Genomic DNA, 14,331 nt, shown 5'->3' on the forward strand with positions numbered 1-14,331 from the left:
AACGGTTATCGACGAATATGACCAACTGGATAGCATCCCCCCAAATAAAGCAGGATCGGCCAGCACCGCCCAGGCATACCTGGCGCTATCAATCCATGGCCTGGCGGCTAGCCGAGCTCTACCATTATCGAGAACTCATTCGCAACCTGGTGATTAGCGAGCTGAAGGCCCGCTACAAGAACAGCGTCCTGGGTTTCATCTGGAGCCTACTCAATCCGTTGGGGATGATGCTGGTCTTCACAGTCGTTTTTGGCGTCCTCTGGCCCAACGGGCAGATCGAGAAATACCCGATCTTCCTGTTGTGCGGACTTTTGCCGTGGAACTATTTTGCGGCCAGCATCAACAGTAGCATGCACAGCATCGTGGGCAACGGTCAGTTAATTAAAAAGGTTTACTTTCCCCGGGAAGTCTTGCCCATCGCCACCGTGCTGGCCCAACTGGTCAACTTCCTGCTGGCCTTCCTGGTCCTGTTCGCGGTATTGCTGGTGTTCCGCTCCCAATTCAGTCCCTGGCTCTGGATGTTGCCCATTGTGATCCTGATCCAGACCTGCTTTACTCTGGGTATGGCCCTGATTCTGAGCACCTTACACGTCTTTTACCGGGATACGGTGATGGTCATGGACGTGGTGCTGCTGGCCTGGTTTTTCCTGACGCCGGTCTTCTATTCGGTCCAACAGTTGCCCCCTAGCTATCATATGTTGGGACTGGAGCTCAACATCCGACGCCTGGCCTACATCCTGAATCCCATGGCGTCTCTGGTCAATGTCTACCGGGACCTGCTTTATTACGGCTACCGCACCAACCTGGATTTCTTCTTGCGCACGGCGGCCACAGCCCTGATAGTCCTGGTGATTGGCTATTGGTTCTTCACCCGCTACAGTGATCGCTTCGGCGAAGAGGTGTGAGGACATGTCCCCTGTCCTGGTGGTGCAATCATGATGAATGTGGAACGTCTGCATACCCCGATACCGGGCCAGCCGTTGATAGAACTGCGTGGGGTCTCCCGGCGCTTCGAAAAGCGGACTGAACGCCATCGCTCCCTCCAAGAACTCTTCATCCGCCTGTTCCAACGTTCTTCCATCCAGGTGGATGAGTTCTGGCCCTTAAAGGACGTCTCCCTCTCCATCCACGCCGGTGATTCCCTAGGGGTAATCGGTCCCAACGGTTCTGGCAAGAGCACCCTGCTCAAACTCATCACGGGCATTTTACAACCCACCGAAGGCGAACTCTGTGTACGGGGCAGATTATCCTCTCTGTTGGAATTGGGGGCCGGTTTTCAGCCCGATCTCACGGGCCGGGAGAACATCTACCTCAACGGCTCTATCTACGGCCTGAGCCGGTCAGAAATGAATCGCCGCTTGCCCGACATCATCCGCTATGCGGAGCTGGGCGAATTTATCGACACGCCGGTCAAACACTACTCTTCCGGCATGTATGTACGGCTGGGCTTTGCCATTGCTATTCATACCCAACCTGACATCCTGTTAGTGGACGAAGTCCTGGCCGTGGGGGATGTCTCTTTCCAGCACAAATGTCTGAACAGCATCTACCAGTTCCGCAAAAACGGCGGCACCCTGGTGCTGGTCTCCCATGACATGACAGCCATCCAGAATATCTGTAACCGGGCCATCTGGATCGAAGATGGCCGGATCCAGGCAGAAGGTAAACCAACAGACGTGGTAATGGCCTATCTGGAGAGTATGGCAACCCGGGAAGAGGAGGCCCAAAACCAGGCAGAGGCACCCAAAGCCGACTCTGGCCCGGGCCAACGCTGGGGCAATGGAAAAATCCAGATCACCCAGGTCGAGCTCTGCGGCGATGATGGCACCCCTCGCTCGGTCTTTGTCACCGGCGAACCGCTCCAGATTCGGCTCCATTATCGCAGCAGGGAACCCATCCAGGCGCCCATCTTTGGCGTTGCCCTCCATCATGAGAACGGCGTCCATATCGCCGGCCCCAACACCCGCTTCAGCGGCGTACATATCCCCCAGGTCGAGAGGGAAGGGATCGTCACCTACCGCATTCCCAGGCTCCCCCTGTTGGAAGGGACCTACACCGTCTCCGTCGCCGTGGTCAACGAAACAGACACCGAAATTTTCGACTACCACGACCGACGTTACCCCTTCCGCGTTTTCCCGGGTCGGCGTCGGGATGGATACGGCCTCATCTCTTTGGAAGGGGCCTGGGAGGTAAGCACTGGAACCTCTGCCTGGCCCACTGCCTCGGTAGAGGAGCCTCTACACACCCTGGCAGACTCGGCCGCCCACTCCCGGTCCTCCCATTAACAACTACGCCCAACAATCCACTGCCGTTAATCTGACTGTCCCATGAAGTGCTCGCGCAGATTTCACCTCACGACACGGCGCCTGTCCTTTCTCTGGAATAGTTGGAACTCTGTTTTCTGGCCCATCGCGTTTGCTCTCGGGCTGGCTGTCCTGCTGGCGAGTAGCCTGATGATGGGTACCGGCTCCGTTGCTCAGGCCCAGGTCTCGCCCGGCGCTGGCTGGCCACCGGGCTTTTCGGTGACGACCCTTGTCGACGGATTGGATACGCCCACCGACATGGCATTTTTGCCTTCTGGCGAAATATTGGTGGCCGAAAAGGGTTGGGGAAGCAACGTTGATGGAATTTCCCGAATACGGCTGGTACGTGGCGGAAGCCTGCAGGCCACCCCGGTGTTGACCTTGAGCACCAACGTCTATCTGGACTCAGGGCTGCTGGCCCTCACCCTGGACCCACATTTCGCGCGCAATCGGCACTTTTATGTGTGGTACGCCATCGGACAAAACGCCCGGGGATGGGACGGCACCAGCTACAACCGCATCTCCCGCTTCACCTTTGACCCCGCCACCGGTACCGCCTCCCCAGGTAGCGAACTCGTCATCCTGGATCGGATCCCCTGGGCAGAGTGGCACAACGGCGGTGGCCTGCACTTTGGCCCCGACGGCTATCTCTATATCGCCCTGGGCGATATAGGAGAGCCGGACCGGGTTCAGGATCTATCCACGTGGAACGGCAAACTCCTGCGTATCCGCCCCACGGACGCAGGCTATGAGATCCCGCCGGACAACCCATTTCGGGAGACACCAGGTGCCCTGCCGGAGATTTACGCCCTGGGCCTGCGGAGTCCCTACCGACTCGCTGCACACCCTGACGACGGTACGCTGTATCTGGCCGACGTGGGCGCGCAAACCTGGGAAGAAGTGAATCGGGTACAGGCCGGGGCTAACTACGGCTGGCCTGTTCGAGAAGGTCCCTGCCCCCAGGGCCAGCGCCAGCCCTGTGAATCGGCTCCTACCCAGTACACCGATCCCATCCTCTATTACGCTCATCCACCTGTGTTAGGCGGGGCATTGACAGCTCTGGCTTTTTCCACTGGTGAAGTCTATCCGCCCGAATATCGGGGTAAACTGTTCCTGGCCGACTTCAACCTGCAGTCCCTCCAGATGGCCACCTTGACAGAAGATGGGTTTGCCCTGGAGGCATTCGCAGATGGAGCAGGCGCCCTGACCGACATGGAATTTGCCACCGGCGGGCTGTATCTGCTCAACATCTACCGGGGCACGATTCAGCTTCTCTACCACAGCACGGCCGCCAATCGTCCTCCCACAGCCAGCCTGGAAATCGCCCCCACCTTGGGCCCACCTCCTCTGGTGGTCACCTTCTCGGCGGCAGGAACCCATGACGCAGACGACTCCGCCCTGTGGTATCACTGGACACCTGAACCGGGCGGGCAGACATGGGTGACTACCAGCCCCGTCTTTACCCACACCTACACCGCCGACGGCTCGTATCTGGCCACGCTCCAGGTGTTCGATGCCCGGGGTGGCGCATCGGAACCGGTGACGGCCCAGGTGAACGTCTATTCAGGTGCCATCCCGTCCATTCATCTGGAAAACCTGACAGCTCCTCAACGCCAAACCTTCCAAGGGGGTGACCGGCTCCGCTTTCTTGCCGTACGCGAGGGTGGAACCAGCGGATTAGATCCGGAGCGTCCCTACACCTGGCGTATCGACCTCCATCACAACCAACATACCCATCCGGCCATCACCGGCTATGTGGGTGAAGAAGGTATATGGACCCTATCCCGGGAAAATCATGGTGGTGACTGGAACCTCTGGTATCGATTCTACCTGACCATGCGGACCGACAACGGTCAGGAAATCGAATTGAGCCGGGAAATCTATCCAGATCTCAGCCGTATTCGCGTGGAAAGCCAGCCAGGAGAGGCCATCTTCTCGGTCAACGGGCGGCAGGAGCCAGCCGCCTATATCTTCAAAGCCATCGCCGGTGTGGAGCAGCAGTTGGAAGCCCCACCTACCCTGCTCTACAAAGATGGTATCGGCCAGTTTGCCTACTGGACAATGTTTGCTACAGGATGGCCAGCTGCCGCCAGCCCCACGGAAACTATCCTGCCAACGCGCACCCTCACCATCTTACCGCCGGCAGGAGAGGTCGTCTACACGGCCCATTACACCTACACCCGGCCGGCCTACCGGGCCTTTCTGCCTCGAATCGACCAGGGGGAAGGGCCTTGAGGCGTCCGGCTCTGCAGATCGCGGACTTGTCCCGCCGATGTGTGTGGGATACAATTCAGACCACGATCAACAACCCATAGCCCCATGTTCAACCGGGTAGAGAGCATGTCACGACGCTCAGCCCTCTCATCGACAATTTCCGGCCGCTCCGCTTCCTATGCCATCGGCGTGGATCTGGGTGCCACCAAGATTGCCGCAGCCCTGGTAAGCCGGGATGGCCGGGTGGTGGCCGAAAAGCGTGTACCCACCGAGCCAGCCCTGGGCGAAGAGGCCGTAATCGGCCGGATGGCCACCCTGGTTCAGGAACTATCCCAGGAAGCATCCGGCCCCCTGGCCGGCGTCGGCATCGGCACGCCAGGCTACGTGAACTCAGCCGCCGGCATCGTCCAGAATGCGGTCAACCTGGGCTGGCAGGAGGTCCCCCTGGCCCAACGGCTACAGGCAGCCCTCCCCATGCACCTGGATATCTGGGTGGAAAACGACGCCAACGTCCAGGCACTGGGGGAATATTACTTTGGCGCCGCGCGCGGCTGCGACCACTTCGTCTTCATCGGCATTGGTTCGGGCCTGGGCAGCGGCATCATCTCCCGCGGCGCGCTCATCACCGGCGCCACCTACATGGCAGCCGAAATGGGACACCTCTCCCTGGATCCGGAAGGACGCCAATGTGCCTGTGGCCTGCGGGGATGCGTGGAGACGGTGGTCTCTGGACCTGGCATCGTGGCCTCTGTCCAGAAGTATTTGGCCCAGGGACGGCCCATGGGCAGCCGCCTGGCCGCCGGCGGCCCGCTGACGCCGGAACGGGTGCTCCAGGCGGCACAGGAGGGCGACCCGGCAGCACGGGCGGCCTTCGCCGAGGCCGCATCCTGGCTGGGCATGGTCTTTGCGGCCTATGTGGCCATTCTGAACCCCGCCAAAATCGTGATCGGGGGCGGCCTGGGCCTTTCGGGCTTCGACCTGCTGGTCCCCGATGCCATGGGCGAACTCCGGCGCCGCGTGGGAGCCCAAAGCCTGGAAGCCCTGCAGGTGGTACGCTCCCAACTCTCCTCCAGCGCGGTGGGCGCATCCGCCCTGGTCTGGGCCGCTGCCGGCCAGGATGGGCAGCGCTGAGGGATTCAACGGATCGTGTCGCGCCTGGCCACTTTCCACCCGGCGGCAGTACACCCGGCAGTAAACCCGTTACAAACCAAACGGAGACAGATCTATCCATGACCACTTGTCTGGTGACCGGCGCAGCCGGTTTTGTCGGCTCCCACCTTTGCGAACAACTCATTGCCCGCGGCCATCGCGTCATCGGTGTGGACGCCTTCATTCCCTACTACCCCCGCCCCTTGAAAGAACACAACCTGGCCCACCTCCAGGGTGCGCCCCTCTTCAGCTTCCATGAGCTGGATCTGCGCACCGCCGACCTGGCCCCCCTGTGTCGAGAGGCCGACGTGATCTTTCACCTGGCCGCCATGGCCGGATTGTTGCGGAGCTGGCGGGAATTCGACACCTACATGAGCTGTAACATCCTGGCCACCCAACGTCTGTTGGATGCGGCCCGCCAGGAAGGGATTGAACACTTCATCCACATCTCCACTTCGTCGGTCTACGGCCGCTTCGCCACCGGCGATGAAGAATCGCCCCTGGCGCCCATCTCGCCCTACGGCATCACCAAGCTGGCCGCCGAACATCTCTGCCAGGCCTACGCGGAAAATTTTGGCCTGGCCGTGACCATCCTGCGGCTTTTTTCCGTCTACGGCCCACGGCAACGCCCCGACATGGGCTACAACATTTTCATCCGCAAGATCCTCAACGATGAACTGATTACCATCGATGGGGACGGCAACGATAGCCGCAGCAACACCTTCATTGCCGACTGTGTCCAGGGCATCCTCCTGGCCTTCGAGCGACGGGATGTTAGCGTGGGCCAGGTGTTCAACATCGGCGGCGGCGAGGAGGTCAGCGTCAACCAGGTCCTGGCCATCCTGGCCGAACTGAGCGGACGCCAACCCCGCATCACCCACGGCCCGCCCCGGCCCGGCGATCAACGGCGTACGGTCGCCGATATCCGCAAAGCTCAACAACTTCTGGGCTATCAACCAACAACCGGCATTCGAGATGGGCTTCGCGCCCAACTGGCGTGGCAGCGAGCCAACATGCATCAGGAACGCTGAGGGCCGCTGCCTGCCCTATCCACCAGGAGGTCAACCATGGTCTTCATCCCCCGCGGGCAGGCACTTCGCATCCTGATCCTGACCGCCATCGTGCTCCTATTTGCCGTTGGCTTCCAGAGGAGCCAGACGGCGATGGCCCGGAACAGTGTCCTGGCGCCGGCCACAGCCGACCTGGCCCGGGAAACAACCCAGGCCGACGGTGACAAACAGCTCGACCAGCTCTTGTGGGATACGTGGCAATCCCTGCCCACGGAGATACGCCAGAAAGTGGACCCCCGCATCCTGGCCGAGCTGCGGGGCCAAATCTGGCCGACCCACCTGCTGGGGAGCTCCCCAGCAGGTGCCCGTCCCCCCCAGCCGCCGGAACAAACCCGCTTCCTGGTCTACATGGCCCAACAGCCCGACGCCGCTTCCTTGACAGGCGGAGTATTTGCCAGCCAGGTGGACCAGCGCTCGGCCCTGTACGCCAGCCTGCTGGCAGAAACCCGGGCCGCCCAGGCCGAAGTCACGGCCAGTCTCCAAGACCTGCAGGCCCAGGCCGCCGTTACCAGCTATCAACCCTTCTTCATTGCGAATGTCCTGGCCGTGGAGGGCAACCTGGCCGCGCTCATCGCCCTGGCCCAGCGGCCCGATGTGGCCCGCATCGTGGCCAACTATCCCGTCCACAGCCTGGGGCAGCCGGCCCTCTCCCCGCCGCAAGAAGCCTCGACCGTAGACCTGAGCGACGCCAATTGGAACATCGAACTGGTGGGGGCCGACCGGGTCTGGAATGAGCTGGGGATCCGGGGGGAGGGAGTGGTGGTCGCCACCATCGACAGCGGTGTGAACTTCCAACACCCGGCCCTCACCCAACGCTACCGGGGCTACCGCAGTTTCCAGTCGTTTGAACACAACTACAACTGGTTCGACCCGGACGGCAACCTCTACCCCAACGGCAACCTGGGCGCCAGCCGCTCTCGCATCCCCTATGACTGCGACGATTTGAGCAGCCACGGTACCCACACCATGGGGACCCTGGTAGGCGATGGGGGCACGGAGGGCACCCAGGTGGGGATGGCCCCCGGCGCGCGCTGGATCGCGGTGCCGGCCCTCTGCAGCGGCGATAGCAGCATCAGCGACGACATCACCATGCTCAAGGCCTTCCAGTGGCTGCTCTGCCCCACCGACCTGAGCGGCGACCTCTCCACCGCCGATTGTGGTAAGGCGCCGGATGTGATCAGCAATTCCTGGGGCTCGGCCAATCCCGTCAACGAGGTCTTCCGCCCCATCATCCGGACCCTCCGGGCGGCCGGCATCGCGCCGGTCTTTGCCGCCGGGAACCCAGAGGCCGGCCCCGGCTCCATCGGGACGCCGGCCAACGCGCCCGAGGCCATCGCGGTGGGCGCGACCGATCGGAATGACCAGCTGGCGGGCTTCAGCGGCCAGGGACCTTCCTTCTACGAGGGGGAGCAGAAACCCGAATTTACGGCCCCCGGTGTGGATGTCCGCTCCTCGGTCTTCGGCCAGGAGTACGCGGAGTATTCGGGTACCTCCATGGCCGCGCCCCACGTGGCCGGCCTCTTCGCGCTCCTGATCTCCGCCGACCTGCAAGACGGCTTCCGCGATTTCAACGTGGATGAGCTGGAGTATCTCGTGGCAGCCACGGCCCTGGACCTGGGCGCTCCAGGGCCGGACGACCTTTACGGCTATGGCCGCATTCAGAGCGAACCAGCTGTGCGCTGGGCTCTAAGCGCGGGTGATCTCCGGGGGACCGTCCGGGATGGTGCCCAGGGTACCGGCGTGGCAGGCGCCACAGTCACCGGCATCCGCATCGATGGCCAGGTCCACTTCAGCGGCCAGACCGACGCGGCCGGCGCCTACTCCCTCACCGTACCGGCCGGCCTTTACAACCTGACGGTCAACGCCTGGGGCTATGAACCGGCCACCTTTGAACGCCAGGCGGTCATCAGCAGCACCCTCTCCCTGGCCGACTTTCGCCTGACGGCCCTGCCCCGGGCGGAACTCCGCGGCCAGGTTCGCCGGGGCGGCGAGCCGGTGGTCGGCGCGACGGTGAGCGTCGTCGAAGCGCCCGCAGTTCAGGCCACCACCGATGCAGCCGGCCAGTACAGCCTATCTCTGCCAGTAGGCACCCACACCCTCCTGGCCCAGGCCCAGGGCGCCAAACCGGCGCGCCAGGAAGTGGCCGTGCCCGCCGAAGGCACCACCCGGGACTTCGAGCTGAAAGCAGCTCCGTCCATCCTGTTGGTCAACGCCGACGCCTTCAGTGGCTGGTTCAGCGGCTGGCCGGTGACGACCCTCTTCCGGTGGGCGTTGGATCGAACGGGTTACACCTACGATCAGTGGTCGATTCAGTATCTGAACCAACAGGACACCTTCGTCCGCGAAGATGGATCCGTGGGTTATGGCATTCCCAGCCTCAACACCCTGACCAACTATGACGTGGTCATCTGGGTGCACAGCGGGTGCAGCGCCTGGTTTTTCGGCTGCTTTGGCGGCGGTTCCCCCGCTTCCATCGGGGCGGAATCTGTCCTGGCTGCCTATCTGGATCAGGGTGGACGCCTGATCCTGTCGGGCCAGGACATCGGCTTCTGGGACGCCTTTTCCAGCTTCTATCAGAACTACCTGCGCGCCGCCTTCGTGCAGGATATGGCGGCTCAGGAGGGGGAATCGCTACAGGGCGCCGGTTTTCTGGATGGCCTGTCGCCCAAGCTGACCAATGCCAGCCTCTACGGGTATGCCAACGGCATCCTGGGCTTCTGGCCGGACTCGGTCACGCCCCGGACGCCCATCGCCGGTGACGCCTACCCCATCCTGACCTACGCCAACGGCGACGGGGCGGCGCTGGCCATCGCCCCGTGTGATGCCAGCTATCGGGCGGTCTATTTCGCCATGGGCTACGAAAATATTGGCCCCCGGGGGAAAGAGCGAGACCCGGCCATTGCGGAGATCCTCAGCCGCAGCATCGAGTGGACGCTAAGTCCCCGGCCCGATTACAGACTCGACTTTTCCCCCAGCGCCCTGCAGGCCGTCACAGCCCCAGGGAGCACCCGAACCTACCAGCTCCAGTTGATCAACGCGGGCAGCCAGGCGCTGACGGTACAGCTCTCTCTGACCGGCCACCAATGGCCCACCCGCCTGCATCAGAACGGGCAGGAGATCACCGGGCCGCTCTCCATCGCCCCCTGTACCTCTGCCCGCATCATGATTCAGGTGGATGTCCCTGCCGAGGCAGCCAACGGCGCCCAGGATGTCGCCAGCCTGGTGGTGGACGCCACCAACCTGCCCCAACAGGTAATTCCGCTCACCACCACAAGCTTTGCCGCCTGGCGGGATGAAGCCCCCATGCCGCGCAATCGCTACGACCTGGCCCTGGCTGCCCCCAATCCGGGACGGTATCTCTACGCCCTGGGTGGCATCGAGCAAGAGTCAGACGTAGCCAGCCCAGATGTCCACCGCTTCGACGTCTGCACCCGTTCCTGGGAGCAGATGAACCCCATGCCCGAGCCCCTCCATGGGGCGGGCGTGGCCACCCTGGACAATGCCATCTACGTCATCGGCGGCTACCGGAGCGAGGTTTCTGAGGCTGAGCCCTGGGGCGAAACCTTCAGCCGCCATGTCTACCGCTATGATCCGACGTCGGATAGCTGGAGCCAGGAGAACGATCTCCCCATGCCCCTGGCCTACCCGGCGGTGGCCACGGCCCAGGGGAAAATTTATGTGTTCGGAGGGCTGACTCCCGACGGCGCAACGAACCACACCCTGGAATACGATCCCCAGACTCGAAGTTGGACAGTTAAAGCGCCCATTCCGGGAGGTTCACGCAGCGAGGCGGGGGCGGCACGATTGGGAAATCTGATCTACCTGATCGGCAACTCCACCGATAGCAGCCGGGTGGACGTCTACAACCCTGTCGCCGACGCCTGGAGCAGCGCGCCGGCCCTCAGGCGGGGACGACAGCATCCCGTGGTGGCCGCCGCGGCCGACGGCTTCCTGTACGTCGCCGGGGGCACCGATGCCCTGGGTAACCCGGTTCCCGGCGTGGAACGCTTCCAGCCGGGCATGGACAGCTGGCAATCCATTTCCGACCTGCTGGACAGCAACCGTTGGGGCGCTGGCATGGCCTACGCTCGGGGGCGTCTCTTCCTGGTGGGTGGCCGGAAAAGTGTGGTCAGCGTGGAATCGCTCCGGCTCAAGTCGGACTTCTGCCTCTCCAACCTGGCCCCGGCCGTCAACCTGGTGGCCCCGGCCAGCCACATCACCATGACCCTGACGCTGTACGCCAGCCGGACCGACATCCACCAGGTCCGGGCGGAGGTGCCGCTGCCAGACGGCGTCACCTTCACCGGCTTTCAGCCGGCTGTAGCGGGCGCCCAATATCTGGCCGATGAGCATCGGGTGGAATGGCAGGGTTCGATACCAGGGGATGCCGTCCCAGTGCAGGTGACCTTTGGCATCGACTTGCTCCCTGGCCAGTGGGTTGAGGGAGACTACGTGACCCTGGAGGCCACCTTCCAGGGTGACAACGCCTCCTTCCAGGATCGGGCGACCGTCTTGATCGCAGTGCCCAACCTGGGCGCCAGCAGCAAGTCGGTGACGCCTGTCCGGGTGCTGGGCGGCGATACCCTGACCTACCGGCTGGACCTGGTGACCAACCGGCCCGTGGCAGGCACCGTCACCGTCCGGGATCCGCTGCCACCCAACGTCCACTATGTGCCAGACAGCCTCCAGGTGTCCAACGGCAGCGGCCGCTACCTGGCCGACACCCACACCCTGGAGTGGACGGGGGAGGTAATACCCGATCCCGATGCGTATTTCAACACCAGCGAGCGCTTCGAATGGGGGGACTCCCTGGGGCGGGGTGCCGTAGATAAGGTCACCTTCCAGTGGGTGGACATCCAGGGAAGTGGCACCTCTCTGGGGGGCGGGGACGACTTCTACGTCTGCGGTGTTCCCATTGGCTTCCCCTTCCCCTTCTTTGGGGTCCAACAGCGGGAATTCTGCGTGAGCACCAACGGCTTCGTCTATTTCAACGCCTTCGCCTTCCCGCCCCTCAACACGCCCTGTCCCCTGCCCCACCCTATGAACGGCATGGACGGCCTCATCGCCGCAGCGTGGGGAGACCTGGTGGTGGACGACGCCATCTACTACCAGACCTTTGGGCAGGCCCCGGAACGCTATCTGGTGGTCCAATGGCGAGGCGTTCGGCCCTTCGGCATCGACGGCAGCGCCCCGGGCGAGTTCCAGCTCATCCTCCATGAGGATGGCTCCATCACCTTCAACGTGCTGCAGGCCGGCGCCATCGACGGCGGTTTCACGGCTACCGGGCTGGAAGATTACAGCGGCAGCCAGGGCGTCAACTACGCCTGCAACCAGGCCGGCAGCCTCCGGGATGAGCTGGCAGTCCGCTTCATTCCGCCCGGCGTGGGCCAGGGGAAGGCGACCGCCCAGCTCACCTTCGCCGCGACCGTGGAAGACTCGCCGGCGGTCAACCAGGTCATCACCAACACGGCCCACATCATCCACGCGGAGAGCATCATCCAGCGCAGCGCCTTCGCCACCCTGAATCCGCTGGATCTGGGTACCTCTTCGGCCAGCCGGGAAAAGGAGGCGGTGACCGCCAGCGACGTCAACACCTATCGCTTCGTCCTGCGCAACAATGGCCTTAAGGCGGCCAGCAATGCCCGACTGGAGAATCGGCTGCCCGAAAGCCTGGCCTATCTGCCAGACACCCTGAGCTGTAGCAGTGGGAGCTGTCAAGTACAGGGGGACACCGTCACCTGGACGGGGGAAGTGGCACCCGGTACGCCGGTCACCATCGCCTACGATGCCCGGCTGCGCACCTCCTACCCGGACGGCACGGTCATCGTCAACCAGGCCGAACTGGATGACGGCCACAGCACCCGCTACCTGCTAAGCACTTCGGTGCGGGTACGCCGGTCGGAGCTGGGGATCTCCACCTTCAGCTTCCTGCCGGCCATCCGCGAGCCCGGGCAGTCCGTCACCCTGCTGGTACACGTGCGCAATCAGGGCAGCATCGCCACCAACGCCCGGGTCACCCTGCCTGCCATCCCGGGCCTCACCTACGATCCGGCCTCGGTGGTCTGCGGCACCGGCACCTGCAGCTTCGTCAACGGGCAGGTGGAGTGGACAGGGGTCAGCGAACCCCGCAGCCTGATCCCCATCCGCGTCACGGCTGCCGTGTCCGCCGACCTGCCCTACGGCACCCGCCTGGAACCCCAGGTCGAGATCGTGGACCTGGACTGGCAGCTCACCTATCGGCCGCAGGCCCAGCTCTGGATCGCCCGGAGCTATTTCATCCCCTTCATCTCAGGGCCGGACGGGGGTGAGCTGTACCTGCCGTTTGTGGGTGGATAGGGATTCTTGCTCGAATGATGGTGCCGAATAGGGACGATCCTTGATGTGGCTATCCACGAATCGGAGGTAGCGCTGCATGAAAGGGTGGCCGGCCTCGGGCCGATGACTGAAATCATCGGCTGGCATACTATAAGTGCATTGAAACGCACTCAACGGAGCGGATTGCACCCGGCTTGAACTGGAGCTCGTGCGTAACGTCCATTCGTGAATGGTCTTCCGAATACTAGAGTGCCTACTACCACTCTGGGGTGAAGTCGCCGAGAGAATTTATGTTGACATTGGCATCAATGTAAATACAATAGATTCATGGCGTTGCTTGATGCTTCTCTCGACACATCATTCTGGAATATTGCGGCCCAGATTGGAATAGCGCCTTATCTGTTCTCGTTCTTCAGGGTCTACTATTGTCGGGCCGTAGAGCAGGAGATTGTCACAACTGATCCTGACGAAACGTCCTTAATTTATCCTCAAGCCATGCTTTTCATGGTGCTGAAAGAAGATGGGCGGCTCTATCCGGCTGAACCAGAGGAACCCTTACATATTTTTGGCACAGGAGAAGCACATGCGATTGCCCTGGCCCGAGAGCGATCCTGGATCTTGCTGATCAACGATGTCCGACCGCTGGAATTTGCCCGCTCTCTCGGCATCGAGTGTGTCGCAGTGCCCGATTTCTGCATCCTACTTTATTCTCAGGGTAAGATCACCTATTCTGCTGTGCGCGGCTACTTACGCCGACTGACGATGACGACCAGCCCTAAATTGATTCAACAGGCTGAGCAGATCGTGGAGGAAATTGCCAGCAAGCGGGGAGAGTGGAAATGAGCACAGCTACAGTGACCAAGTCAATTCGACTTTCGCCCGAAGAGGCGGAAGAGCTGGCCCGATTGAGTGCCCAGACCGCCACACCAGAAGCGTCATTGATGAAACAGTGGGTCCGGGAAGGGATGCGCACCAGGAAAATCGAGCTAGCCGTCCAGGCCTATATGCAACGAAAAGTCGATCTGCGAGGTGGGGCGGCCATGGCCGGCGTCTCCTACAACCGCTTCCTGCGTGAATTGCAGTCACGCAATATTGTGGTTCTGGAAGACGACCAATTTCTGGAGCGCCTGGCCTCCCTGGCCGAAACTTTCGACGATGAGGAGCTGCGCCTGGCCGTCCAGCACGCCTTGAATCGAGGCTCCGGGTCCATGGAGGGCCGAAGTCAGGAATAGGGGACGCCAACTGGACTCAGGATGTGCCTGGGTCCAGTTGGCCTTGGG

At 62.3% G+C, this 14,331-nt stretch carries 8 protein-coding genes; all 8 read left to right on the forward strand.

Annotated features, from left to right (window positions below; genetic code table 11):
* Positions 1–95: 95 nt before the first annotated feature.
* On the forward strand, positions 96–905 hold the full coding sequence (locus tag FKZ61_RS08980; RefSeq protein ID WP_170199468.1) for an ABC transporter permease: 810 nt from the start codon (positions 96–98) through the stop codon (positions 903–905).
* Between the two features lie 30 nt (positions 906–935).
* Positions 936–2,285 carry an ABC transporter ATP-binding protein gene (locus tag FKZ61_RS08985; protein ID WP_141609746.1) on the forward strand — a complete coding sequence of 450 codons (1,350 nt, stop codon included), beginning with the start codon at positions 936–938 and terminating at the stop codon, positions 2,283–2,285.
* A 171-nt stretch (positions 2,286–2,456) separates the two neighbouring features.
* Complete coding sequence (locus FKZ61_RS08990) at positions 2,457–4,538, forward strand: PQQ-dependent sugar dehydrogenase (RefSeq protein WP_268251934.1); 2,082 nt, start codon at positions 2,457–2,459, stop codon at positions 4,536–4,538.
* A 105-nt stretch (positions 4,539–4,643) separates the two neighbouring features.
* Positions 4,644–5,648, forward strand: a complete 1,005-nt coding sequence (locus tag FKZ61_RS08995; RefSeq protein WP_170199473.1) for an ROK family protein — start codon at positions 4,644–4,646, stop codon at positions 5,646–5,648.
* Between the two features lie 98 nt (positions 5,649–5,746).
* Positions 5,747–6,697, forward strand: coding sequence for an NAD-dependent epimerase/dehydratase family protein (locus FKZ61_RS09000; protein ID WP_170199475.1), 951 nt, complete (start codon positions 5,747–5,749; stop codon positions 6,695–6,697).
* Between the two features lie 36 nt (positions 6,698–6,733).
* Positions 6,734–13,072, forward strand: coding sequence for a S8 family serine peptidase (locus tag FKZ61_RS09005; protein ID WP_141609749.1), 6,339 nt, complete (start codon positions 6,734–6,736; stop codon positions 13,070–13,072).
* 306 nt (positions 13,073–13,378) lie between these two features.
* Positions 13,379–13,894, forward strand: a complete 516-nt coding sequence (locus FKZ61_RS09010) for a hypothetical protein (RefSeq protein ID WP_141609750.1) — start codon at positions 13,379–13,381, stop codon at positions 13,892–13,894.
* Positions 13,891–14,283, forward strand: a complete 393-nt coding sequence (locus tag FKZ61_RS09015) for a hypothetical protein (protein WP_141609751.1) — start codon at positions 13,891–13,893, stop codon at positions 14,281–14,283. Before FKZ61_RS09010 ends, FKZ61_RS09015 begins: the two co-directional genes overlap by 4 nt.
* The last annotated feature ends 48 nt before the right edge of the window (positions 14,284–14,331 follow it).

Source organism: Litorilinea aerophila, assembly GCF_006569185.2.
GTDB lineage: Bacteria > Chloroflexota > Anaerolineae > Caldilineales > Caldilineaceae > Litorilinea > Litorilinea aerophila.